This is a genomic window from Chryseobacterium sp. DZ-32 (assembly GCF_059587025.1).
Genome location: NZ_JCAIOM010000008.1, coordinates 145207 through 169122, shown reverse-complemented (window position 1 = coordinate 169122; position 23916 = coordinate 145207). Strand labels below are relative to the sequence as shown.

Here is a 23916-nt window from a genome sequence, read left to right as displayed (position 1 = left end):
CTGACAAATTTTTCCTATCTTTAGGTAACAAAATTAGAGGTTATGATAAATATTGTATTACCCGTAGATTTTGGGGACAAGACAGACCAATTGGTAGACGGTGCCATAAAATTTGCAAAACAGCTTAACGGCAGAATTTACCTGATCCACGTAGCACCATCAGATATCGGCTTTGCTATTGGTGACATGGGATTTCAATATTTTCCGGAAGTGGAAGCCAACGAAATCAGAGAAGAGCTGGTACAGCTTAATAAAATTGAGCAAAGAATCATCAGCCATGATATTGATTGTGAACACCTTTTAAAACAGGGGCTTGCAAAAGATATTATTCTGGAACATGCAAAAGCCAAAAATGCTGATTATATTGTGATGGGATCACACGGCAGAAGCGGAATTTATGATGTATTCGTGGGAAGCTTAACCAAAGGAATAACGAAAAGTTCAAGTATTCCTGTTCTGGTACTTCCGATTCACGACTAAGAAAAAGAAAATTTTAATCGTTAGTAATAAAAAAACCGATCAAACCCTATTGTTTGATCGGTTTTTTACTATATAACCAATTAATTAACCTTCTTTTTTATAGATATTCGGATCGTAGTAAGGGTGCTTACCTTCCGTTGGAGAATAATAGTCTTTATCTTTATCGCCACCTAGTGTAACCACCAGTACGTAGCACCAATAAGTGAATAGTACACAGCAAACTATAAATAGAATCCAGTTTAAAACATTACCGAAAGCATCAAAGAAACCGAAAGACCATTTGAAAACTTTGCTTAAGAATAGAAAGAAAGACGTCATTATTTTCCTTTTTTAAATTAACTTTGTACAAATTTATAAAAAATGTTTAAATTACTTTCAAAAGAAAGCAATATTTTTTCAATTCCTGTTTATATTGGTTTTCTTCTTTTAGTAGTCATAATATTTAACATACTGAATTTCAATACTTACGAAGCCATAGTTGCCGGAATAACTTTTCTGGGAATTGCTTTGGGATATTTTTGTTTTCACAGTGTTGCCCTTAATTATCAGACCCATCTGCCCTTATTTTTATACACCTTTTTTATTTTCGGGCTGTATCCCGGAAATCTGGATATAGGAATTGCAGTTTCTCTGCTTACCAACTCTTTCCTTATCCTGCTTCTGACGAGTGCAGATGAAGATATCAGGAAAAAATCATATGTATTGGTAGGATCTATTGTAGCCCTGAACTTTATTTTTCTTCCTACCACCTGGCCAATGGCTGTTTTTGTGATCATTCACGTGATTGCCACTTCTGCCAAAATAGGGTTGAATCTTTTCAGATTCCTTCTGGGAATTGTTCTGATTGCATTCAGTTATTTTTCTGTCATGTATTTCGTTCAGTTCACTTCATGGAATATCGATTATTTTCCGTTTGGAAAAATGAAACCGGTAACAGATTACACGGAACTTCTTCCGCTGATTCCTGTGGTTCTGATGCTTATTTATGCTGTGTACGACCATTTTAAAAATTACAACAAGAAAAGTCCGATAAGCAGATATAAATACACTTTCCTGCTGGTCTTTTCTGTAGCACAGCTCGTTACTATCATTCTATATATGAATAAAAGCTATGAATATCTGCTGCTCCTGGCATTTCCTTCAAGTATTATTCTGAGCAGAATGATGAGATTTTTACCTAAATACTGGATGCGTGAAGCCAGTGTATGGCTTATTATTATTAGTTTACTGACCTTCAAAGCGGGTACAGTTTTTGATTTATTTTAGAAAATTATGATTCAGATAGACGATAAATTGATTTCTGAGGAAATTTTTTCCGAAGAATTTGTTTGCAACCTTACGAAATGTAAAGGTGCATGTTGTGTGGAAGGAGATGTGGGAGCTCCGTTGGATAAAGACGAGCTTGAAATATTGGACAGTATTTTTGACAAAATAAAACCTTACCTTACTCAGGAAGGTATTAAAGCCCTTGAAGAACAGGGAACATGGACTACTGATCCACACGACGGAATGTATGTTACTCCAATGGTGGAGAACCGCGAGTGTGCCTATGTAACCTTTGATGAAAAAGGAATTACCAAATGTGGTATTGAGAAAGCATATGAAGATGGTGCAGTAGACTGGCAGAAACCTATTTCATGCCATCTTTACCCAATCCGTGTTACGGAATACTCTTCATTTACCGCATTGAATTATCATGAGTGGAATGTATGCAGCGATGCCTGTACGCTTGGAAAAGAACTTCAGGTTCCTGTGTATAAGTTTTTAAAAACTCCACTGACGAGAAAGTATGGTGAGGAATTTTATACTGTTTTGAGCGAAGCTGCTGAAGAATGGAAAAAAGAGTATGGTTCTTAACCGATACACATTCGAATGAAATAATAAAAACCGCAGATCTCTCCGCGGTTTTTATTTTTGTTATCAATAAAGATGAATTAGTTCGTTGTACTTCCTTTTTGGGTTTCATTTTTTTTAGCATTCTCCCAACCGTCTTCAGGCATAAGTATGGCTACATTTTTTTCTTTTGTCAGATATTTCCTGGCAACATCCTGAAGGTCTTTTACCGTAAGTCCTTTTACTTTATCCGGGTAATTCAGAATATTATATTGATCACTTCCGTCTAATTGATTTTGAGCAATTCCCTGTAACCAGAATCCATTGTCTTTAAGACTTGTTTTATATTCATTGTATTCTCCTTCTTTGTATTTATCGAGATCTTTTTGTTCAGGGCCCATGTCTATCAGTTTTTGTAATTCGGCTACTGCACTTTTTGTAAGCTGATCTACATTTTCAGGGCCACAAGGGAAATTAATGCTAAAATCATAGGCACTGTAAGGGATTTTACTGAAGCTTCCGCTTGCGCTTCCGCCGTAAATACCACTTTCGTCTTCTCTCAGTTTTTCAAGGACTTTAATCGTAGCGACCTCTCCAAGAGCTGAAAGTGCCATAGCTTCCTTCTCATTATAAGGCGCTTCTCCGCTGTAAGAAATTGTGACAAGGCTCTTCGGTTCTTTTCCTTTTTTATAAACCTTTGTATATCCTCCTTTCACTGGTCTGTAGCCTGTATCTTTAAATGTAGACGATTTTCCGGTAGCAGGAAGGGAAGCAATATACTGCAGGATCTCACTTTTAAGCTGTCCTTCATCTATATTCCCCACAAAATAGAAGTGGAAATTACCTGCATTGGCAAACTTATCTTTGTAAATATCATATGCTTTTTTATAATCTGTATTCGCCCAGTCTTTTTCGGTAGGTTCAAGGCCGGTAAATCTTGGATTCTTCTGATTGATAAATTTGGAATATTCACTGGAGAAATAGTATTCCGGATCAGAATCCACATTCGCCAGTATGGCAGATTTCTTTGTTTTATAGGTGTTGAATGATTCCGGGTTATAATTTAAGTCTGTAAAGCAGGCATAGATCAGTTCCATGGCAGTCTTCAGATCTTTTTTCGAACTTGTTCCTGAAATACCTTCTGTAAGACCACCGACATAAGAGCTTACACTCACCTGTTTTCCTGCAAGATAGTGAGCAAGATCTGTCTTTGAAAGCCCTGCTAATCCGGCTTCCAGTAAAGCATCAAATGCAAATTTTGTTTTATTGTAATCGGCATCCGGAATGACAGACAGTCCTCCCAGGCTTATTGCTGCAAAAACAATCTCATCATCCTTAAAATCTGTTTTCTTGAAAGTAACCTTAGCACCGTTGTTCAAAGTCCATGTGGTCGTTCCTAATTTGGCGTCTGCTTCTGTTTTAGTAATTTTCCCTTCGGATTTAAAAGGTTTTACTAAGCTTTCAGTTTTCTTTTTTTCTTCATAAGGTTTAAGATCAGCCACTTTTACAGCATCAAATGTCTTCAGAACCATAGCCTCTTTTGGCATGGTAATACCTTCCTTTTTTGGACCTGTAATAATAACGACCCTGCTGTCATTCTTTACCCGCTTTTTGATAATTTCATTGGTCTGTTCCAGCGCTATGGATGGAAGAACTTCTTTAATATGTTCATATCCCCAGGTAATTCCAGGTATTGGCTCCTGTCTCAGGAAATGGTTCACGTAGCCATCGATAAGTTCACCGCTTTGGTTTTTGTCTTTGTTGTTGTAAGCCCATTCATAAGAGGAAAGCATCCCGGCTTTTGCCCTGTCCAGTTCAGATTGGGTAAATCCGAATCTTTTGGCTCTTTCCACTTCTTCCAAAAGAACTTTCAACGCATTCAACTGGTCGCCGTCTTTTGTAGCTGCGGCACCCTGAAATGCTTCTTTGTTTCTTGCGTAAGTTCCTCCATGGTATACTGAACCATAAGTAAAAGGAGGATTTGGAGAATTAACCAGTTCTGCCAGTCTGCTGTTCAGCATAATATTTACAAGGCCTTCAACAATACTTCTATCATATTGCTGCACTGTTACATCCGGCTGGTACACTTCAGAATCTTTGATAATGAACTGCACTCCTGAAGCCGTAGCATCAGGATCAGTCTCAATAGCAACCAGTGCTTCTTTATGATTCGGAAGATCAAATGATTTTCTTTCTCTGGGTTTTGAAGGATTTTTATATTGGCTGAAGTTATTCCTGATCTTTTTCTCTATTTCATCCACATTGATATCTCCTACTACCACAATTGCCATCAGATCCGGACGGTACCAATCCTGATGGAACTTCCGGATAAGATCAGGTCTGAAGTTTTCCAGCACTTCTTTTTTACCGATAGGAAGTCTTTCTGCGTACTGAGATTGGTATAAAAGCTTTGGCAGGTATTTATCCATCATTCTCTTATCCGGTCCGAGACCTAATCTTAGCTCTTCCAGTACCACTCCTCTTTCTTTATTGATCTGTTCATCAGAAAGTGTTGCGTTAAATGCCCAGTCTTCCATTACTTTCAGACCGGCATCCAGATTTCCAGGTTTATCCAACGGGACAGGAAGCATGTAGACGGTTTCGTCAAAGCCGGTGTAAGCATTAAGGTGCTGCCCGAATTTTACCCCGATAGATTGTAAAAAGTCTACTAATTTATTGTCAGGAAAATTTTTGGTTCCGTTGAAGTTCATATGCTCCATAAAGTGAGCCAGTCCTCTCTGATTTTCGTCTTCAAGAATAGATCCGGCATTGATTGCCAGACGGAATTCTACTTTTTTTTCCGGTAAAACATTTTTTTTGATATAGTACTTCATTCCATTGGAAAGAGTACCGATTCTTACGGACGGATCCACAGGGATGTTTTGTCCATAGATATTGACAGACATCAGGAAGATGGCTGAAAACGAAGATAACATTCTTTTCATCTACATTATTTTTTGACCTTTCAAAAATATCAATTCTCCCAGTGACCGGGCTTTAGCAGAGGGTTAAATTCAAGTTAAAAAATTTAATTATTATAAAATGAAAGCAAATTGTTTCTTTTATATTACTTATATTGATTTTTAATTAAAAACATTCATTAATTATTTAAAATAGACTAATTAAAAATAAGCTCATCTGATTCATTTTTCTTGAAATTACGGTTAACAGATCCATATATACTTCTTTTAAACCCAAAAAACCGTTGTAAAACACAACAGTCATATTATTTTGATTAAAAAAATTCAGTTATTAAACCTGATTTCTGAAACACTGCAATAGCATATTAAGAAAACTTATTGGCATTTGGTTCATATTTTCTACCATAAAAAAACCGGGAATTCCCGGTTTTGATGACTTAAAAAAGTATTTTATTATTTAAAATCAGCATCCGTTACTCCGGAGTTGATCAAAACTTTTGTTGTTTTAATGGTCATTTTCTGACCTCCACCCTCAGCTTCCACTTCAGCCGGGAATTGTATTCCGTCTACAGCCATATAGCTTTTAATGGTTGCCTTTCCTTCACCGGCATCCGTCTTATACAAAAGTCCGGTTCCGGCATCGAAATAGAATTTTCCTTTATCGGAAGACAAAACATTATACTCTTTTCCGTCAAGTTTTTCTGTAGATACTGTCTTGAAATTAGATGCATCAAATGCTAAAGCATCCATTGGTTTTCCTTTCATCAGGTCAGCAATCTTGTCAGCAGGAATATCTGTTTTAGTTCCCATCTGATCAAAATATCCTTTCTCACCGTCAAAAAGCTGCACCATTTCTTTTCCCATAAAAGATTGTACAGATTTGAATTTATTTCCTAATTTCTTAGTTGTCATTTGGATTTCCATTCCCTGCACGGCAACGGTATTGTCAGTAATGGTAGATTTTACAGCGTCTAGTTTATCTTTTCCACCTAGTGCTTTGAAATAATTATCAATAACCTCTTTAGGTGTAAGTTTTGATTGTACGGCTTCTGTTTTAGCAGATACAGCCCCTTTCTTCTGAGCTGCTGCAGGTACTGAGAAAAGTACAGCGCAGAAAAATGGAATGATGATCTTTTTCATATTTATAATAAAGTTTAAAGGGTAAATATAGGAATATTGGCGGACATAAATAAGTAACTTTGAAAACAAAAACCCGGCCAATTAGTTTACCGGATACATCTGACGTAATTCTTAGAAAAGATTTACAACAAAAAAACCGCCAAAGAATTGACGGTTTTCAAATATTTATATCTGAGTATAATTACTTCTTAAGTTCTTCTAAAAATTCGTCGTGAGAAATTTTAGTTTCTTTTTTAGTCGCTTTTTCAAGAATTACATCTTTCAGTTTAGCCATAGCTACTTCAGAAGAAATTTGTCTTACCTGCTCCTGGTCTTTCAACATTTCAACAGCATATTTCTGGATTTCTTCATCTCCTAAGTGGTGGATTCCGTAGATAGCCAATTGGTTTTTCACCAACTGTTCAGCCTGAGCCAATACATCAGCATAGTCAAGGTTGATTTCGTTCTCAGTCATCAATTTACCTTCGATGATCTGATATTTCAACTGGTTTTTCTCAGCTTCAAGAATTTCTTTAGCCTGTTCTTCAGACTGGATATTCTGGTTAGAGAATAACAACCACTTCACAAGGAAAGATTCAGGAAGTTTTACTTCTTCTTTCTCAGTTACCTGCTCCAATACTTTATTCACAAAGTGAACATCAGCATTCTGCTGGAAATACTCGTCTAATTCAGTTTTTACTTTATCTTTAAGCTCTTCTTCAGACTTGATGTTTCCTTCTCCGTATACTTTGTCGAAAAGATCCTGGTTAAGCTCAGCTAAGTTTAATGAATAGAAATCTTTCACTTTAACTTCTACTTCATTGTGGTGTAAGTGCTCAACTTCTTCTTTGCTGAATCCTAATTCTTTAGCTAATTCTTCATCACCTGTAAGAGTTTCTTTAGATACTTTTACAGATTCCTCCATTTTCAACCCTTTTACCAACTTGAAAGCTTCTTTGTTTTCAGCTGTAATAGTAAGGTTTTTTGGGTGGTGGTGGTGCTCACCTTCAGCATCTTCTTCCACAACCTGAGAAACTTCTAAAGCAATGTAAGAATCTTTAGTGATTTTATCTTGAGGAACCTGCTCTGCGAAACGCTTCTGCATGTTTTCAATGCTCTTACCGATTTCTTTGTCAGAAGCTTCTACTTTGTAGTGAGGAGCTTCATATTTAGCTAAATCTATAGTGAATTCAGGCTCAAATCCTACTTCGAAAGCAACTTCTAATTGATCAGCATTGTAATCGAATTCGTTTACTGGCTGAGGAACAGGCTGACCAACTAATCTTAGTTTGTTTTCATTAACATAGTTGTTTAAAGCATCAGAAACTTGTCTGTTGATTTCTTCAAATGCAATACCTGCTTCATATTGTTTTTTAACCATACTCAAAGGCACTTTCCCTTTTCTGAATCCAGGAACTTGCGCATTTTTAGCATAATTAATCAACTGCTTCTCTACTTTTTCTTTGTAGTCAGATTTTTCCAATGTTACTGTAAGCAATGCACTTACATCATCATGGTTTTGTGCGGTAACCTTCATTATTGATTAAAATTTTAGGTTGCAAAAATAGGAATTTTTTATGAAAAAAACTCATTTAAAATCAACTTATAAAGCCAAATATTGTTAAATAAAAAACCACCGGAAAATTCCGGTGGCCCAAACAAGATTAAAGGTATATTAATTAATAATATTATAGTTGGCCTCGGCGTCCGTTTCTCCTCCTGTATGAGTTCCGTAAATCACTCCGTTTCCACTTACAGCAGAAGCTTCAGAAACCGTTACAGGCTCATGGAACAATGTAAGAACCAGCTGACTAGGTGCTGAAGCATTTTTTACAGCGGTATTGACTACCCATTTTGTTTTCAACCCAACACGGTTTCCATCATCTCTTTTGGAAGATTCATCATCTGTACGGGTTAAGGTGATATCAGAATTGGGAAAGTTATACACCAGGAAATGTGCATTTTTTGCTTCCTTAATTTCCTGAGTAGTATCTTCATCACCATTCTTGAAAATAACTTCTACATTATAAGTATGGCCATTGATCAGTTTAACATTAGGGTTTGTGGTACTGTTCACCTGATAATCATAAACTACGGGAACTCCTGTAGCTTCATCCGTTACTCTTAAGAGAACATCTGACAATTCTTCCTGAGGAAGGTCATCTGCTTCATCATCGCTTCTGTTACACGATGTTAAGCTTAAAGAAACAGCTAAGAATAAAAGTCCTAAGATAAGTGTTGTATTTTTAAAAATATTTTTCATGTTTTTGATTTTAAGTAATTAAAATTGATATTTAAGAGTTAAAATGAAGTTTCTTCCCATTTCGTTGGAAAAGAAACGTAGTCTGTTCAGATAATCTCTGTAAGATTTGTTGAATATATTTCGGACTGAAAAATCAATTCCGAAATTTTTAGACAGATTTACCCCTGTCTGAAGGTTCCAAAGGGAATATCCGTTTGGAGGTGTAGAAATATCCACTTCTTCATTGTAAGGATTTCCGTCTGAATCAAATAATCTGATCGGAACGTTATAAACAGGAAATCTCTTCTGTTTCAGATAAGTATTGTTACTCACTGTGAAATAGAAGTTTTTCCATTCTTTTTTACTGAATTCCAATGAATTGTTAAAATTCGGCGGCATCATTAAAATAAGCGGCACATCATGAGTAGTATCCTGTCCATACACATAGGAACCGCTTCCTTTGTATGTCAGATTATCTGTAATTTTAAGCTGAGCATCGATATCCAATCCATACATTTTTGCATTGATCTGCTGATAACTATACTCTACAAAAGCTCCACCCCATTGTGTATTCAGATAACCTGTAGGAATCTGATTGATGAAATTCTGAGTATAAAAGAAATACGGGTTTACAGAAATATTTAATCCTTTCAGGACATTTGCTTTTACGTCTGCCACTAAATTAAACTGATTTCCGGTTTCACTTTTCATTCTCATATCCCCTCTCTCAATGATCGCTGCGGAATGGTGAAGTCCGTCTGCAAAAAGCTCTGCGATATTCGGAGATCTTGAAACCCTGGCGTAATTGAATTTCAGGTTAAAATATTCGGATGGATGGTAAACAATTCCCCCATTTACTGAAATATTATTATAACTTAAAGACGGCTTGGTAAGAATTCTGTTTTGGTTGATTCTTACTACAAAATCTGAATAATCTGATGCATATTTTTTATTCCAGTCACTCAGATCAAACCATTTTGTTACTTCGTAATGATCATAATCGTATCTGCCTCCCAGTTCAAGATCCAGTTCCGGTGCAATTTTATATTTCAGTACGGAATAAATTCCTGCATAGTATCTGTCATAGTTCGGAACAAGACGTCTCGCCTCGGTCTGGGTACTGGAATAATTGTTTTGATATCCTGCATTAATTCCTGTTTCAAGATTCCAGTTTCCTCTTTCTATCAGGTGGTTTACATTCAGATCGTTGGTGATCAGTTCAAGGTCCAAAGCAGGTTTTTTACTTAATGCTTCTGTACGCCTGATATCATATTCTTTTCTATGATTGTACTGAAAGCTGTAAGTAGCTGTTATTTTTCCAAAATTTTCAAACCTTTTGTAAGCCGAAACTTTAGCAATATGATGTTCAATTTCCTGTCGCGGATTATCGATATCATAACTAAAATCTCTCTGATATATTGGTTCCGGAGATGTAAGGGCATTACGAAGATCTGCAGAGTTTCCTACATGAGAACTTCTAAGAATCCCGACGGTACTTTTAGTCAGATAATAATCAAAAGAAAATCCTTTTTCAAATGTCATTTTCTGCACCCCAAAATTAAATCCCGAGCTCTCAAGTCCTGTATTCATCAGGCCATAATCCGGAGCTTCAAGATCTCCAAGTTTTTTATAACTTCCATTGGTTTTTATAGCCCATCCGTTCTCCCATGTTTTTGCAAGTTTTACATTAAGATCAGCGCCTCTTCCGTTTGAAATCCCGGAAAGAGAAACATTTCCCATAATAGTATCTTTCTTAGGCAAAACCTGAGGCTGTAAAACAACAACTCCACCTACAGCACCTGCTCCATATTTCAAAGCTGATGCTCCTTTAATGACATCAATATGTTCAAAATTATTGACATCTACGTTAGGAGCGTGCTCTACTCCCCATTCTTGTTCAGCAAGCTTTACCCCATCATTAAGGATGGAAACCCTGCTTCCATAAAGACCGTGGATAATAGGCTTGGCTATGTTATTTCCTGTTTTCAGAACATTGACACCAGAAATATTGGTTAATAAATTTCCTAAGTTCTCAGTAACATTTCTTGAAAGCGTTGATTTATCAAGTGTTTTCACCACCATACTTCCATTGTTCTTATGACTTCCATGAATGGTCACAGTTTCGATATCTTTAATGTGGTGTTCCAGTGTAATCACCAGCTGAACATCCTTATCAACTCCTATATTTTCAGTATAATCATTGCAATCAGGATGTTGAGCAATGAGTGTATACTTTCCTGCAGGAATTTTGTCAAAAGAAAACTGACCTTTCTTATTGGTTTTAGCTGTAAAGTTCCCGATTTTAATCACTGCATTTTCCAGCCATGTTTTATCATGGAAATCCTGAACGGTTCCCTCTACAGTATAAGTTTTTTGTGCACTTGTAAATACTGATCCACAAAAGACCAGCAGCAGGCAATATATCAATTTCATTGTAAATAGATTGATTGCGCACCCTTTTCAACAGGGTACATTTTCGTTAAAATTTGTGAGAAGGGCTAGTTTTAAATGTACAATGTAAAAGTCTAATGTCTGATGAGAAGTTAGAGGTTAGAAGCTAGAAATTAGTAATTGAACATTATTTAAATACCAATTACAAATTAACAGTTGTTTTTCCAGCAACTCTAAACCTTAAACTTTAAACATTGAATTTTAAAGTACAGAACTTTAAACCCTATAGAATCTATGAATTATGCAAATGCGGGCGGCCCCCGAAGCTGGAAGGTGAATTTGGTCTGTGACCAGATTTTCTCCTGAATGGCGATGATTTGTTTTACTTCATGGCTGTAATGCTCAAAAGTAAAGTTGAATTCTTCAGGAGCTAATGTATGTCCGGTAACCAAAAAGTGGCAGGCCAGACAGTCGCCAGCTTTCTCTTTAGTAACGGCTTTCGTCATTGTATTCTCTGCTTTTTTAAGATGAAAAGCCTTAAAATAGTCTACAGAATCATGATGGTGAAAGCTTTGAGAAAGCAGCGCAAGGAAATACACTCCAAACAACAGTTTGGAGATAAAACTCTTTAGGTTTCTGCTTTCTTTAAAAATCATGGTTCAAAATTATGAAAATAATTTAATTGTTTCCTTAAACTTTTATTAAATTACTTAATAACTGTTGACAATAGGTAGAAGTTAATACGGTTTTGTTACAAAAAAAAATGCTTCATCATTTTAGTTGATAAAGCATTTATATTTTGGTTTAATCCAGTTGGGTTCCAAGATATTCCCACTCCTGTAAAGCTGTATCCAGCTCCTCCTTAGCTTTGTTATATTCTTCTAAGGTTTCATCTGAAGGATTTTCTTTGGCAAAAGATGCTTCCATCTGCTCTACTTTTGTTTCAAGCTCAGAAATTTTCTCTTCCACTTTCTTGATTTTATTCTGAATATTTTTCTGTTCTTTACTTACAATATTTGAAGACTGGCTGCTGCTTACAACAGGTTTCTCCTCTACTTTCTTAGGTTCCACCTTTACTTCCGTATGAAGTTTGGCTTTTTCTGCAGAAATCTCTCTGATGGTTTCTTTCTGTCTGTACTCAAGATATTCGTTGATATCACCAAGGAATTCTTTCATTTTCCCATCACGGAATTCGTAGATTTTATCACAAAGTCCCTGAAGGAATTCCCTGTCGTGAGAGATGACAATTAAAGTTCCTTCAAAATTCTGCAGTGCCAGCTTGATAATTTCCTTAGACTGGATATCAAGGTGGTTGGTAGGTTCGTCCATGATCAGCGTGTTGAAAGGACGAAGCAACAGTTTACAAAGTGCCAGACGGTTTCTCTCTCCTCCGGAAAGTACTTTTGTTTTCTTAGTAACGGCATCTCCCTGGAAAAGGAAAGATCCTAATAAGTCTCTTACTCTTGGTCTTGTTTCTTCTGTTGCTGCATCTTCAGCTTCTTCCAGAACCGTTTTATTAGGTGTTAAAACCTCTTCCTGATTCTGAGCGAAATATCCAATGTTGACATTATGTCCAAGATTCCAGGTTCCTGAATAGTCTTTGATATCTCCTGCCAGGATTTTAGCCAGCGTAGTTTTTCCCTGACCGTTCTGCCCCAGAAGGGCAATTCTGTCTCCTCTCTGAACGATGAAGTCTACATCATCAAAAATTTGCTTCTGTCCGTAGGCTTTTCCAAGATTGATCGCTTCGAAGATCACTTTTCCCGGAACCATAGACTGTACGAAACGGATATTGAATTTTGAAACGTCTTCGTTATCCACTTCAATACGTTCAATCTTATCTAATTTTTTAATAAGTGACTGCGCGAAAGAAGCTTTGGTAGCACTTGCACGGAACTTATTAATATTATCTTCCATCTGCTTGATCTCCGCATCCTGATTCTTTTTAGCCTGAATCAGTTTTTCACGGCGGTCCTCTCTCATGATCAGATATTTGGAATAGTTGGCTTTGTAATCGTCAACTTTTTTATTGTTGATATCAAAAGTACGGTTACAAACCGCTGTCATAAACTGTTTATCGTGACTTACCAGAACAATAGCTCCGGGATAATCCTTAAGGAAGTTCTCCAACCAGATGATGGATTCCATATCCAGGTGGTTGGTAGGCTCATCGAGAAGCATGATATCGTTCTTCTGAAGAAGTAATTTTGCCAATTCGATTCTCATTCTCCATCCTCCGGAAAATTCATCGGTAATTTTCTGGAAATCATCTGCTTTAAATCCTAAACCGAATAACACTTTTTCCATGTCACCCTCAAGATTGTAGGCATCATGGTTCATCAAAAGGTCGTTCAGCTCGGTCATTTTATTAATCAGATCCGTGTAGGAATCACTTTCGTAATCTGTTCTTACAGTCATCTGGTGATTCACTTCTTCAAGCTCATTCTTCCAGGCATTGATCTGTTCAAAAGCCTGCATTGTTTCTGCCCAGACCGTTCTTCCTTTTACGAAATCAAGATCCTGCTTCAGGAAACCAATGGTAACACTTCCTTCAGTGACAACTTCTCCCTCGTAGAAATTAATTTCTCCGGAAAGCATTTTCAATAAAGTGGATTTTCCTGCTCCGTTTTTACCAACGAGACCCACTTTATCATCCTTTTTAATGGTGAAATTGACATTTTGAAATAAATAATTTCCTGAATGATGTAATCCTAAACTTTGAACCGAAAGCATCTTAATTAATAATTAGTAATGAATAATGAATTTTCGGGTGCAAAAATACGGAAAAAGAAATGAATAGCCGAGAAATAAAAAAACAGGCCAGAATTTGGCAATTTTTCTATGTAGGTAAAACATTAAACCGCAAAAAAGGAGACACCATGAGATGTCCCCTAACCTAAATTTAAAACTGAGAAGTATTTTCACGAATGCTTCTATTCATTTACTCTAACAGCTGCCGATGTTTTTACAATAGAGCGAAGCCAGATATCATTATTGGGAACGTTTGTTCCATAAAGAAAATCAGCAACAAAGCTGTCTTCCGGCAGATGAAGTTCTACGGAAAGCCTTTTTGTCCGGCTTGTTTCATCAACGGAGGTACTGCTTGAGACATTTAATCCGTTATTGATCAGCTCAATATTAATTTCACGCTGGGTTCTATACCGGAAACTATCACTATACAATCCGAAGTTTGATGAAATATGCGTATACTCTGCAAATCTTCCGAAATCATATATTGGCTTTTTGCTTACGGAGAGGTCCCTCAGATATTCTTTCATTTTCAAATAATACCTGTTGAGAAAAGAATGTTTATTATAATCTGTCCCGAAGTAGGCTTCATTTTCTGTACTAAACACTGACAATATGGTATTGGTCTCATCCATCATCAGTTTTCCATATACTTTTGAGAGGTCGTTATATACTTTATCCCTGCACACAAATGCCTGCGAAAGTCCATTCACTGTTTCCACTTTATATTCTGAGAGCAATGCATCCCAGATTTTATTTCCATCAGCACTGGTTTTTGCATTTCTGATATCTGAAACATAGCTATGCAGATCATCAACATTTGCGAAATCTGTAGAAATATAAACAGATTGCGGTCCTTCAAGATAGCCGCCTCCAATATCGGCATGATCTCCGGGAACGAATACTTCTTTCCAAACTGATGATTTTTTTTCTGATTTCTGATCCTTCATTGTTTTTGAATTCTCAAATAAGCCGGTAAGCGGAAAGAAAAACCTGCCCTCATTAACTGCACAAAAATGCAGAGCATTCTCTATCTGTACAGACATATTCATATTATAGGTATTAAAAGGTTTGGACTCTACCGTATCAAAAAGCCCCAGAAATTTTATTCTGCAATTTCCCACAGCATAATGAGTCAGAAGCTGATTACAGAAGGTTCTTGCCAACATACCTCCCCGGCCGAATCCGTATACATAAAAATGGTATTCTTTGGTGTCATCATGGGTTATTTTTTGCACAAATTCCCCGGTTTTCTGAAGTTTATCATCAGATGAATAACCACTTCCATAGGGTGGGTTTGCACAGGTTGCCATAGCAAAATTATTATCTTCATGACCTGTTACAGTACCAATTCCTTCAATATATATCTTTTCATCTCCAACGAACAGACTGTATAATTTATAGATATTGCTGAAAGTCCCGTAATAGCTTTCATTATTATTCAGCGGTTTATCCGGAGAAAGAATATTGCCCCCATTATTTCCTGTGCCGTCAAAGAAAATCCCGACGGAAATCACTCTGTTACCATTCATGTTTCTACTTTAATTTTTTATTACAGATCCTGTTGTGTTTTTTTCAACTGACATCCCTTAAAGAGACATTCCAAAATAACAGAAGAAAAACAAGGTTAGCTAGAGTGAAAAGTACCAAATAAAAAATTCCGTATTTCTACGGAATCAATTTATATTTTTTCAAGGGAGTAAATATTGTTGACAATAGCATAGATGACTATCCCTACTGTATTTCTGGCTCCGATTTTTTCGAGAATACGCTGTCTGTGACTTTCTACAGTTCTCGGGCTGATAAAGAGTTTTTCTCCGATTTCGTTGTTGGTCAGTTCCTGGCAGATCAGTTTTACCACATCTTTTTCTCTTTCGGATAATTCATCTTCTGTTTCAAAAAGAGAATTTTTCTTGGCAGAACTGTTCATATAAGTAAACAGCATCTGATGATCTTCGGCCGTGAAAAAAACTCCGTTTTTATCTACCATTGTAATGGCATCAATAAAGGTTTTCTTATTCGAATTTTTCGGCAGAAATGCAGATACTCCCAGCTTGACCATATATCCGAGAATTGAGGTTTTATAATGGGATGACAGGATAATAATTTTAAGATCGGGAAATTTCTCTTTGAGGATTTCTACCAGTTCAAAACCGTTCATGGGTTTCATCTGAACATCTACAAGAGCAATATCAGGGAATTCATCTTTTGAAAGTTTTCCGAGGTCTTCTATAAAACCGGGGCCGTTATCTGCGGTAAGGGTTACCGATATATTTTTCTCATTGGACAGCAGCATTTTTACCCCTTCGAGGATCAGCTGTTCATCATCAATCAGTGCTAGTTTGATTTGGGAACTCATGATATTTTGGAATTTTTATGATTAAACGACTTCCTTTGTTTGAAAATGTTTTTTTCCATTTGTGTGTGGCATTCATAGATTTGATGCGGGATTCGATATTTTTTATCCCCATTCCTTTTTTCACTTCTTCATATTCAAAGCCCTGCCCGTTATCCGAAATCACTACAGCCATATTTTCAGGATAATCTTTCATGTAAATCCAGATATCCGTTGCGTCCGAATGTTTGATCACATTGGTAGTAAACTCCTGAATAATTCTGTACAGCTGTACTTCTACAAAAAGATCTTTCTTTTCATATCCCTGCATTACCTGCAAAGAGATATTGATTTTGTGGGAAAGGTTGGCTATTAATTCTTCAACATATAAAACCAGTCCTACCGACTCCAGGTTTACAGGGTATAATGAATGGGAAATACTTCTGGCAGCATCAATCAGGGAAGACATCTGGCCGTAGATATTTTTTTTGATCAGCTCATCGCCCTGAGTATCCAGATTATTTAACCATAAGGAAAGGATATTGAGACGGTTTCCGATATCATCATGAATCATGACCGCAATTCTTTTTCTTTCTTCTTCCTGGGCTTTGATGTTTTCCAGCACTAATTTCTTCTGATGGAGAACTTCCGCCTCATGCTGTACATTTTTCTCCTTAATGATTCTGGTTATAAAAGCTCTGTACGCTAACAGAATAAAGGATACTATAACTGTTATGGTAACAATTATAAGGATCAGCAGATTGATATTTAAAGTTACTTCTTTAATCTGATAAAAGTGTATAAAAATGAACAGTACAAAATACCCGAAAGAATATTATTGGCACTGAGAATTGTATAGTAATCATTTTCCGACAGATTGGCAATCTGATGCTGGATGATAAAAATAAATACCGAAACGGAATAGTAGAAAAAAATACTGGCATCTACGAGAAGAAAACGGTTCTGTAGAGAGGTATTCTTAATCTCACGGATCAATGTAAACCCGGAAAGACAGATGATGATGATATTGGAAACTACTTTCGCAATATCGGCATTGGCAGGATAATCAAATCCATATTTCGAGATCATAAAGCCAGCTGCCAATGCACCTGTAATCCACAGAACAGGTTTTGGCCAGTCCAGTTTTCTGACAAATAAACCCGTCAGAAGGAAAAATTCTCCTGCGATATATAAAGGATAGAGGAATGAAGTATCATTCAGTCTGAAGATATAAGGCAGCGCCAGATTCAGCAGCTCAATAAAAAAAAGAAAAGCAATACAATGAAAATATTGCTTTTCTTTATGATTTAATATGCGGTATTTTGCTGCTCCCAGCAGTATAACAGATAGAAGCAGTGCATAATTCAGGAATAAAATTGCCTTATAAAGTCCAGCCATTCCTCAGTATATCATTTTAAAATTCACTTCCTACATCTACATCCGGAATACGGCAGATAGGAGGACACGGCTTTGCCCAGTCATAAGTATTGGAAATCACTTCTGCTCCCAGTTCTGCATTCCTGAGATTTTCACGGAAAGAGATAAAAATAAGGGTTACCAGCATTTTTCCATAGATATCATTGTATCTGATACCAAAAGAACAGGTAATACCGGCCAGCCCTTCATCTGAAAGGCAAAGATCTGCTATAGGAACATAGAATTTTCTGAAAATTCCGCTGCCTTCATTTTCTCTGCTCTCTTTATAAAACCAGTCCATCCCTTGGTTTCTCCAGCGTTCAATAGCATCTACGGCTTTGTCCTGCTCAAGAACCGGTGTATTGGAAACCGGGAATCCCATATTGGCATTCTTCTCCATACTCTCAAGATCTCTGGAAAGAACCGCATTTCTGATGACAGTATATTCCTGGATTTCCTGCAGCCTCAGATCTTTATCAAGTTCGGTAAGGAAACTGTATGGATATTCTTTTACATCTATTTTTTCCCCGTCGTTATTCATAGGATAAAAAATAAGAATCAACCGGTCTCTGTAAATTCCTACTGCAGCACAGAAGTCTTTATAATCACTGAACCCTTTCATCCATTCAAGGTGCTCTCTGGAAATATTAAAAACATAGTTGGTAGGGATAAGCTTTTGAATTCTGGAAAAGTCTGAAAGAGATGCTTTCCATTCATTTGATGCTGTCCTGCATTCTTCTACAGGCAGCATATAGTCTACAATGTTTAATGTTGACATAAGCATAGTTTTTAGTCGTATAAAAATATAGAAACTAAATATGCTACGCAAGAGGATTTTAATTAATAATTTTTCACAGTAATATGATAACAGCTCTGTTGTTTCTCTTTGATGAAATATATTCTGCCAGCTTTCTCATAATACTTTAAAACTTTCTCCAATGCCAATTCCATTTTCGGATTGTACTTTAAAACGTTGTTGAATCTTACATAAGAAATGTCAAAAGAATTGCCATAATTGTGTGAACTAATCCCTAGTGAGGCGTTGGAATTCACTCTTCTAAGCCTGCATTGGTCTTCAAGCGTTCTGGTAATGGATGAAACAGTAAATGTACCGCCTTTTGTATCCTTGCTGAACTTAGAACCTATTTTTTCCAGCGTGGTTTTTGCCTTGGATACCATATAAGCCCTGCTGTAATCAAGTTTTTGAACGCGATATCCTTTACCCGATTTTTTTATTTTGTGGAATTTGCCGCTATTGATGTATCGCTGCACTGTTTTGGAATCTTTCAGCAGCTGTACCCCAAAACTTTTTGAGGCATCAAGATGAGATTTATAAAGCGGCGTAGGTTCAACCTTCAATACAGTGGCAAGATCATAGCAGGGAAAAGCTTTTTTAGCTGCCTGCGAATAATGTAAACTATAAATAAAAGGTACAAAGACCACACAAAAAAACTTTCTCATTCACCATCCTTTTAAATTACAAATGAAAGATAAAACATTTATGTTATATCTTTCAAAACCGACTATTATACTCTTTAAACAAATCCCAAACAAACTTTACACCAAATTACAGATTTTGTAATTTTTGTTCTCTCTTTTTTGAAATATTTTTCAGATTTATCTTTTTACTTTAAGATTTAAATTTTACATTTGAGATACTTTAAACAATAAACAACATGATAAAAAAACTTTTCGCTGAATTTTTCGGCACATTTTGGCTTGTTTTCGGAGGATGTGGAAGCGCTGTTTTCGCAGCCGGTGTTCCAGATATTGGCATCGGGCTTTTAGGAGTTGCTTTAGCCTTCGGTCTTACTGTTCTTACCATGGCTTACGCTGTAGGGCATATCTCAGGAGGGCATTTTAATCCGGCAGTTTCTTTTGGACTTTTAGCAGGAGGAAGATTTTCTGCAAAAGACCTTATTCCTTACATTGTGGCACAGTGCCTGGGAGCAATTGTAGCAGCAGGATGCCTGTATACGATTCTTAACGGAGCCGGAGCGGTAGAATTCTCAAAACCCGGAGATTTCGCCACCAACTTCTACGGTGAAGCCGTTTATAACGGAAAAGCTTTCAGTATGGGAGCTGCATTTCTTGCTGAGTTTTTATTAACCGCCTTTTTCCTTATTGTAATCATGGGAGCTACGGATAAGTGGGCTAACGGTAAGTTTGCCGGTCTTGCCATCGGTCTTGCTCTTACGTTGATCCACCTGATCTCAATCCCGATTACAAATACTTCTGTAAACCCTGCGAGATCACTTTCTCAGGCAGTCTTTATGGGAGGAATTGCCATGTCGCAGCTTTGGCTGTTCTGGGTTGCCCCTATTTTGGGAGGAGTTGTAGGAGGTTTAATCTACAAGTTCTTACTTCAGAGAGATACTGCTGAAATTGCAGATTAACTTTAAAATACTATTCAATGATAAAATCCTGTCGGCGGCAGGATTTTTTTATTTTCTGATTTTGAATAATTGTTTTGAAATTCTTTGTAAACGCAAAGTTTTTATAAAGATGAATTTTTATTTAAGGGAGAAAAGTGGTTATGACTACGTCGTTGATGAAGTGATAGGTTTTACAACCGATTAATAAAAATCAATGAAATTGATTCCTTCTTTGCTTTCTTAAACTTTAAATATAGAAAATAAGTCTTTGCGTTAGAATAAGAAACCTCCTTAATTTTATTTCAGTTTTTTAATTTCAAAAGGATTTTTAAAAATCAGTTCCTCGTGCTTTCCTTTGATCTCCATTTTACGCTGGAGAAGATTCAAAGCCATCTTCCTGATAAAAAAATCTTTGTCATTCAGTTTCCAGTAGGAATCTTCATGGAGTCTTTTAGGCTGGCGAATCAGATAAAATTCGGTATCCCAGGTATCCGCATTGTGATAGAATTCAATAATTCCGCAATGTTCCGGAATTAAAGCAGCATCTACCATTCCCATCGGGAGCAAAAAACTGAAAGAATTACACATATAATCCCCACAGGAAATTTTATCGTGTTTCAGAAATTTTTCTCCGGTGTCTTTATTCAGGTATGATTTTTTGAAATCATTTTTAAAATCACTTTTTGAAAGTTTAATTTCAATTTCATGACTTCCACCCTCCGAATCTATGATTAATATGTCCGCTTCCCAATCTGCCTGAAAATAATTCGTCAGTACGATTTCTTTTTCAAAATCGCAATGGGAATGGATGTAGGCGTGTATGAGTTCTTCTATTTTGATCATTTTTTATGATGGTAAAAATATTTTAATAAAACGCAATGCCCGCAAAGTTTTTAATAGTCAAGTGTTTAAAGGCTCGCAAAGGCGTTTCACTCAGCAAAAGTTTCAAATTATTTTATGATACAAAAATTAACAAGTGGAGCGAATTGACAATTAACAATTGCTTTCTTCGGTTTAAATCATCAGCTAACCAGTAAACTACATCCTCTGATATCTGAATGGTCTATTCTTCCTAACACCTGAAATTTATCACCGATTATTTTTCCTAAATCCTGTGTGGCAATAAATGAGCAGGAATGGGTATTGGCAAGATCAATAATATTAATAGCTCCTGTGCGGCCTTCTTTTTGGTACGTTAAGGGATCTTCTGCATTGCGAACCATAATTCTCATCCAGTTGGGACACTCATATTCATTATTTCCAAGGGAGTAAGCCTGTGAAAGTAACTCTGTCATAGAATATTCTGAATAGATTTTCTCCGTTTTAAGGCCTTCCTGCAATATTTTAAGCAATTCATCCTTGGTCATTTCTTCCTTCCGCCCCTTCATACCGCCGGTTTCAATCACTATTAAATTTTCAGGGAAATTCAGGGATTCTTCGCTTTGCTCAGAATGACAGTAATCAAGAAAGTCTAATAAAGCAAAAGAAACTCCGAAAAGAATCACTTTTTTATCCTGCAAGGTGTTCAATAGTTCAAAGAGTTCAGCATGATTATAAAGGAAATATCCGTTTTCCGGCTTGGCAGATTTTTTCATCAGATAATCTACCATATAGATCAGTGATGAATTCTGTCTCTCAAGATAACTTGGAAGCAGCCCCAGAAAAATAAAATCTTCCGGCTTTCCGATGAACTGTTCAAAGCTTTTATAAATACTCTCCTCATAAAGTTCCGGATCTGCGATGAAATGTTTGGAAAGGTTCATCTGGGTGGTTCCTGAACTTTGAAAGAAAAGATCCGTATCCACATTTTTATCCAGAATCTGATGATTTTTAAACATTTCAATAGGAAGAAACGGAATCTTCACCAGGCTATCTACCTCATCGGGACTAACCTTCAGAAAATCAACAAATTTCCTGTATATTTCAACATTTTCATATTGATAACGAAATGTTTTCAATGAGGCATTCAGGAAATCCTGTTCAGTCTGTATGTTGAATATATTTTTCAGTTCCATAATTTTTTGAGTTTCTTAATCCCCGGCTGCAGGGCAATTATAGAGATAGAATATTTTTTTAATAATTTTTTAATGCATAAAACCTATTTTGGTAGACTTATTGCAATGACTTATCCGGAATATGGATTAAAAACAAGAGTGGGTTTTCCACCCGTTCGAAAGTTACCTCTTTTTAGAGGTAATTTTTTTTGCTTTATTTTTCAAAAGTTTTCAGTTCAAAATCTTTTTCAAAAACCCCGTAAGTGAAATAGGAAATCCAGTCTCCAAGGTTGATATATTTTGCATTCTGTTCCAGATCCAGTACCATAGGCAGATGTCTGTGTCCATAGATAAAATAATCAATCTTCTGGGTTTTCAGCTTTTCTTTGGAATAAATGATGAGAAACTCTTTATCTTCTCCCAGAAAAGCCTTGTCCTCTTCTCCTGAGATCATTTTATTTTTTTGGGAAAGATACAATGCTACTTTCATCGCAATATCGGGATGAAGCCATTTGAAAAACCATTGTGCCACAGGGTTTGTGAATAATTTTTTCATTCTTTTATAGCCTTTATCTCCAGGTCCCAAACCATCTCCATGGGCCAGCAGAAACTGCTTCCCTCCCATTTCAAAATATTGTTTCTGATAGAATACGGTACACCCGATTTCTTCTTCCAGATAATCTTTCATCCAAAGATCATGATTTCCGACAAAGAAATAAATATGAATTCCTCTGTCTTTCAATTCTGCAATTTTCCCGAGCACCCGGACATATCCTTTGGGAATGACATGCTTCCATTCGTGCCAGAAGTCAAAAAGATCACCCATTAAAAACAAAACCTGCGCATCTTCCTTGATCTCATCCATCCAGCGTATAAATCTCTCTTCCCGCACCTTGCTTTCCTTTGGTGTAGGGGCACCAAAATGCTGATCCGAAGCGAAATATACTTTTTTTCCAGGTTCTAAATTAATTGTTGTTTTTAACACCTTCTGAGTTTTATGAAAAATTATTGATTATCTTCTGCAACCCATTCTCCATAAGAGTTTTCTGTCTCATGAAGTTTAAGATAGGCTAAAGAAATTCCTTCGGGAAGTCTCGATTTGATTTTAGCAGCAATGGCATACAACATGTTTTCACAGGTTGGCTGGAAGCTGCAATAGATTACTTTATGTCCTTTCTGTTCAAGGTCATCTCCCAGTTCTTTGTGTGGAGACAGCGCATTGACAAGAACCGCATGGTCCCATACATCTACGATTTCAGATTTTACGATACTTTTGATATCTCCGAAATCTACCACCATTCCATTTTTAGGATTTTCAATATCATTAATCGGTTTTCCTTTCACTGTTACAAACAGTTTATAGGAGTGCCCATGCATATTTTTACACTTCCCATCGTAGTTGTAAAGCACGTGAGCCGTTTCGAATGTAAAAATTTTTGTAATACGTATCATAGTACAAAGATAGGATAAAACAGCTTAATAGAGAAAAGACTGTTTCTATTACAACGATTTTAAAATATTCTTTTTAGAAAAAACCTGAAAATAATATTGTTGAAATAGAAAGTTTCATGGAGATGTTTGTTTGATGTTTCCCTAGTAAAAACAGCGGTCGTTTTATTCTATTACATTACAGGAAAAATTATTCATTATATTCTGGTTTTAATTGACCGGTTTGAAAGCCTAATTCTCTCAAATAATCAAGTCCGTTTTGTATTTCCATTGAATTGAAACCGGACCATCCTTTTTTTAACCCCATTACAATTAACTGCCTGATGTATTTAGGCTTATTGAGATTTATCTCATCTTCTGAACCTGTGATTTTATTCATCAGTTTCACACCTGATTTTAAAGGCTGCCCCATTACATAATCCTCGACAGTCATAAATTTGATGATTAGAGGGGTTTGCTTTTGTCCGTTTAAAAATACTTTTACAGTCAAAGTATTAGTTTTAGTTTCAGAGTGATATTGATCAGAAACCAAATACAAGTATTCTATAGTATTGACAGTTATTTTTCTTAACTTATTTTTCATTACCTCGTTCTTCTACCCAGATATTTCAGA

Annotated in this window: 23 protein-coding genes; 4 read left to right on the top strand and 19 right to left on the bottom strand. The window is 36.4% G+C overall.

The annotated features are described in order from the left end of the window. The first annotated feature begins 42 nt into the window (after window positions 1-42). Window positions 43-480 (top strand): universal stress protein, encoded by a 438-nt coding sequence (locus AC59HC_RS11115; protein WP_062673831.1) that lies wholly within the window; start codon window positions 43-45, stop codon window positions 478-480. 84 nt (window positions 481-564) lie between these two features. Here the strand turns inward: AC59HC_RS11115 and AC59HC_RS11110 are convergent, their stop codons facing one another. Next, window positions 565-798, bottom strand: coding sequence for a DUF6341 family protein (locus AC59HC_RS11110; protein ID WP_002976854.1), 234 nt, complete (start codon window positions 796-798; stop codon window positions 565-567). 42 nt (window positions 799-840) lie between these two features. Here AC59HC_RS11110 and AC59HC_RS11105 point away from each other — a divergent pair, with 42 nt between their 5' ends. Together AC59HC_RS11105 and AC59HC_RS11100 are read left to right on the top strand one after the other, a co-directional pair. Further along, window positions 841-1746 carry a DUF6427 family protein gene (locus AC59HC_RS11105; RefSeq protein WP_411413520.1) on the top strand — a complete coding sequence of 302 codons (906 nt, stop codon included), beginning with the start codon at window positions 841-843 and terminating at the stop codon, window positions 1744-1746. Between the two features lie 6 nt (window positions 1747-1752). Next, window positions 1753-2337 carry a DUF3109 family protein gene (locus AC59HC_RS11100; RefSeq protein ID WP_110007981.1) on the top strand — a complete coding sequence of 195 codons (585 nt, stop codon included), beginning with the start codon at window positions 1753-1755 and terminating at the stop codon, window positions 2335-2337. A 77-nt stretch (window positions 2338-2414) separates the two neighbouring features. Here the strand turns inward: AC59HC_RS11100 and AC59HC_RS11095 are convergent, their stop codons facing one another. From AC59HC_RS11095 to AC59HC_RS11035, 13 genes are all read right to left on the bottom strand, one after another. Then, window positions 2415-5258: a M16 family metallopeptidase gene (locus AC59HC_RS11095; protein ID WP_496558604.1), complete on the bottom strand. Its 2844-nt coding sequence runs from the start codon at window positions 5256-5258 to the stop codon at window positions 2415-2417. 429 nt (window positions 5259-5687) lie between these two features. Continuing rightward, on the bottom strand, window positions 5688-6374 hold the full coding sequence (locus tag AC59HC_RS11090; RefSeq protein WP_411413518.1) for a hypothetical protein: 687 nt from the start codon (window positions 6372-6374) through the stop codon (window positions 5688-5690). Window positions 6375-6555: 181 nt separating this feature from the next. Further along, a complete protein-coding gene (locus tag AC59HC_RS11085; protein WP_411413517.1) occupies window positions 6556-7890 on the bottom strand; it encodes a trigger factor in 1335 nt (444 codons plus the stop codon). A 138-nt stretch (window positions 7891-8028) separates the two neighbouring features. Then, entirely contained in the window at window positions 8029-8616 is a 588-nt protein-coding gene (locus AC59HC_RS11080; protein WP_496558603.1) for a hypothetical protein, read from the bottom strand. An 18-nt stretch (window positions 8617-8634) separates the two neighbouring features. Next, window positions 8635-11028: a TonB-dependent receptor gene (locus AC59HC_RS11075; RefSeq protein ID WP_482399578.1), complete on the bottom strand. Its 2394-nt coding sequence runs from the start codon at window positions 11026-11028 to the stop codon at window positions 8635-8637. Window positions 11029-11285: 257 nt separating this feature from the next. Continuing rightward, a complete protein-coding gene (locus AC59HC_RS11070) occupies window positions 11286-11642 on the bottom strand; it encodes a hypothetical protein (protein ID WP_238349641.1) in 357 nt (118 codons plus the stop codon). Window positions 11643-11790: 148 nt separating this feature from the next. After that, window positions 11791-13719, bottom strand: coding sequence for an ABC-F family ATP-binding cassette domain-containing protein (locus tag AC59HC_RS11065; RefSeq protein WP_110007987.1), 1929 nt, complete (start codon window positions 13717-13719; stop codon window positions 11791-11793). 200 nt (window positions 13720-13919) lie between these two features. After that, window positions 13920-15266, bottom strand: a complete 1347-nt coding sequence (locus tag AC59HC_RS11060; protein WP_496558602.1) for a T6SS phospholipase effector Tle1-like catalytic domain-containing protein — start codon at window positions 15264-15266, stop codon at window positions 13920-13922. Between the two features lie 149 nt (window positions 15267-15415). Next, window positions 15416-16093 carry a response regulator transcription factor gene (locus AC59HC_RS11055; protein ID WP_110007989.1) on the bottom strand — a complete coding sequence of 226 codons (678 nt, stop codon included), beginning with the start codon at window positions 16091-16093 and terminating at the stop codon, window positions 15416-15418. Beyond that, window positions 16062-16694, bottom strand: a complete 633-nt coding sequence (locus AC59HC_RS11050) for a sensor histidine kinase (RefSeq protein ID WP_429812857.1) — start codon at window positions 16692-16694, stop codon at window positions 16062-16064. Before AC59HC_RS11050 ends, AC59HC_RS11055 begins: the two co-directional genes overlap by 32 nt. Before the next feature lie 149 nt (window positions 16695-16843). Next, the gene (locus AC59HC_RS11045) at window positions 16844-17467 is read right to left on the bottom strand and encodes a hypothetical protein (protein ID WP_202841153.1); all 624 of its coding nucleotides are present in this window, start codon (window positions 17465-17467) and stop codon (window positions 16844-16846) included. A 16-nt stretch (window positions 17468-17483) separates the two neighbouring features. Next, window positions 17484-18263 (bottom strand): hypothetical protein, encoded by a 780-nt coding sequence (locus AC59HC_RS11040; protein WP_496558601.1) that lies wholly within the window; start codon window positions 18261-18263, stop codon window positions 17484-17486. A gap of 62 nt (window positions 18264-18325) precedes the next feature. Further along, window positions 18326-18946 (bottom strand): DUF5715 family protein, encoded by a 621-nt coding sequence (locus tag AC59HC_RS11035; RefSeq protein ID WP_227943444.1) that lies wholly within the window; start codon window positions 18944-18946, stop codon window positions 18326-18328. 218 nt (window positions 18947-19164) lie between these two features. Here AC59HC_RS11035 and aqpZ point away from each other — a divergent pair, with 218 nt between their 5' ends. Then, on the top strand, window positions 19165-19881 hold the full coding sequence (gene aqpZ / locus AC59HC_RS11030) for an aquaporin Z (protein ID WP_110008304.1): 717 nt from the start codon (window positions 19165-19167) through the stop codon (window positions 19879-19881). A gap of 276 nt (window positions 19882-20157) precedes the next feature. On the opposite strand, the gene AC59HC_RS11025 is transcribed toward aqpZ, so the two are convergent. The 5 genes from AC59HC_RS11025 to AC59HC_RS11005 all read right to left on the bottom strand — a co-directional run bounded on the left by AC59HC_RS11025 (window position 20158) and on the right by AC59HC_RS11005 (window position 23886). After that, a complete protein-coding gene (locus tag AC59HC_RS11025; RefSeq protein ID WP_202841158.1) occupies window positions 20158-20703 on the bottom strand; it encodes a hypothetical protein in 546 nt (181 codons plus the stop codon). 179 nt (window positions 20704-20882) lie between these two features. Further along, the gene (locus AC59HC_RS11020; RefSeq protein WP_411413511.1) at window positions 20883-21875 is read right to left on the bottom strand and encodes a LuxE/PaaK family acyltransferase; all 993 of its coding nucleotides are present in this window, start codon (window positions 21873-21875) and stop codon (window positions 20883-20885) included. A 193-nt stretch (window positions 21876-22068) separates the two neighbouring features. Then, window positions 22069-22839, bottom strand: a complete 771-nt coding sequence (locus AC59HC_RS11015; protein ID WP_110007996.1) for a UDP-2,3-diacylglucosamine diphosphatase — start codon at window positions 22837-22839, stop codon at window positions 22069-22071. 20 nt (window positions 22840-22859) lie between these two features. After that, window positions 22860-23306: a 6-pyruvoyl trahydropterin synthase family protein gene (locus tag AC59HC_RS11010; RefSeq protein WP_202841165.1), complete on the bottom strand. Its 447-nt coding sequence runs from the start codon at window positions 23304-23306 to the stop codon at window positions 22860-22862. 187 nt (window positions 23307-23493) lie between these two features. Beyond that, entirely contained in the window at window positions 23494-23886 is a 393-nt protein-coding gene (locus AC59HC_RS11005) for a hypothetical protein (RefSeq protein ID WP_202841167.1), read from the bottom strand. Window positions 23887-23916 lie beyond the last annotated feature (30 nt).

What these genes read in the sequence shown, in the direction of transcription:
- AC59HC_RS11115 (WP_062673831.1), top strand. Translation starts at nt 43, where the DNA reads ATGATAAATATTGTATTACCCGTAGATTTTGGGGACAAGACAGACCAA.
- AC59HC_RS11110 (WP_002976854.1), bottom strand. Translation starts at nt 798, where the DNA reads ATGACGTCTTTCTTTCTATTCTTAAGCAAAGTTTTCAAATGGTCTTTC.
- AC59HC_RS11105 (WP_411413520.1), top strand. Translation starts at nt 841, where the DNA reads ATGTTTAAATTACTTTCAAAAGAAAGCAATATTTTTTCAATTCCTGTT.
- AC59HC_RS11100 (WP_110007981.1), top strand. Translation starts at nt 1,753, where the DNA reads ATGATTCAGATAGACGATAAATTGATTTCTGAGGAAATTTTTTCCGAA.
- AC59HC_RS11095 (WP_496558604.1), bottom strand. Translation starts at nt 5,258, where the DNA reads ATGAAAAGAATGTTATCTTCGTTTTCAGCCATCTTCCTGATGTCTGTC.
- AC59HC_RS11090 (WP_411413518.1), bottom strand. Translation starts at nt 6,374, where the DNA reads ATGAAAAAGATCATCATTCCATTTTTCTGCGCTGTACTTTTCTCAGTA.
- AC59HC_RS11085 (WP_411413517.1), bottom strand. Translation starts at nt 7,890, where the DNA reads ATGAAGGTTACCGCACAAAACCATGATGATGTAAGTGCATTGCTTACA.
- AC59HC_RS11080 (WP_496558603.1), bottom strand. Translation starts at nt 8,616, where the DNA reads ATGAAAAATATTTTTAAAAATACAACACTTATCTTAGGACTTTTATTC.
- AC59HC_RS11075 (WP_482399578.1), bottom strand. Translation starts at nt 11,028, where the DNA reads ATGAAATTGATATATTGCCTGCTGCTGGTCTTTTGTGGATCAGTATTT.
- AC59HC_RS11070 (WP_238349641.1), bottom strand. Translation starts at nt 11,642, where the DNA reads ATGATTTTTAAAGAAAGCAGAAACCTAAAGAGTTTTATCTCCAAACTG.
- AC59HC_RS11065 (WP_110007987.1), bottom strand. Translation starts at nt 13,719, where the DNA reads ATGCTTTCGGTTCAAAGTTTAGGATTACATCATTCAGGAAATTATTTA.
- AC59HC_RS11060 (WP_496558602.1), bottom strand. Translation starts at nt 15,266, where the DNA reads ATGAATGGTAACAGAGTGATTTCCGTCGGGATTTTCTTTGACGGCACA.
- AC59HC_RS11055 (WP_110007989.1), bottom strand. Translation starts at nt 16,093, where the DNA reads ATGAGTTCCCAAATCAAACTAGCACTGATTGATGATGAACAGCTGATC.
- AC59HC_RS11045 (WP_202841153.1), bottom strand. Translation starts at nt 17,467, where the DNA reads ATGGCTGGACTTTATAAGGCAATTTTATTCCTGAATTATGCACTGCTT.
- AC59HC_RS11040 (WP_496558601.1), bottom strand. Translation starts at nt 18,263, where the DNA reads ATGTCAACATTAAACATTGTAGACTATATGCTGCCTGTAGAAGAATGC.
- AC59HC_RS11035 (WP_227943444.1), bottom strand. Translation starts at nt 18,946, where the DNA reads ATGAGAAAGTTTTTTTGTGTGGTCTTTGTACCTTTTATTTATAGTTTA.
- AC59HC_RS11025 (WP_202841158.1), bottom strand. Translation starts at nt 20,703, where the DNA reads ATGATCAAAATAGAAGAACTCATACACGCCTACATCCATTCCCATTGC.
- AC59HC_RS11020 (WP_411413511.1), bottom strand. Translation starts at nt 21,875, where the DNA reads ATGGAACTGAAAAATATATTCAACATACAGACTGAACAGGATTTCCTG.
- AC59HC_RS11010 (WP_202841165.1), bottom strand. Translation starts at nt 23,306, where the DNA reads ATGATACGTATTACAAAAATTTTTACATTCGAAACGGCTCACGTGCTT.
- AC59HC_RS11005 (WP_202841167.1), bottom strand. Translation starts at nt 23,886, where the DNA reads ATGAAAAATAAGTTAAGAAAAATAACTGTCAATACTATAGAATACTTG.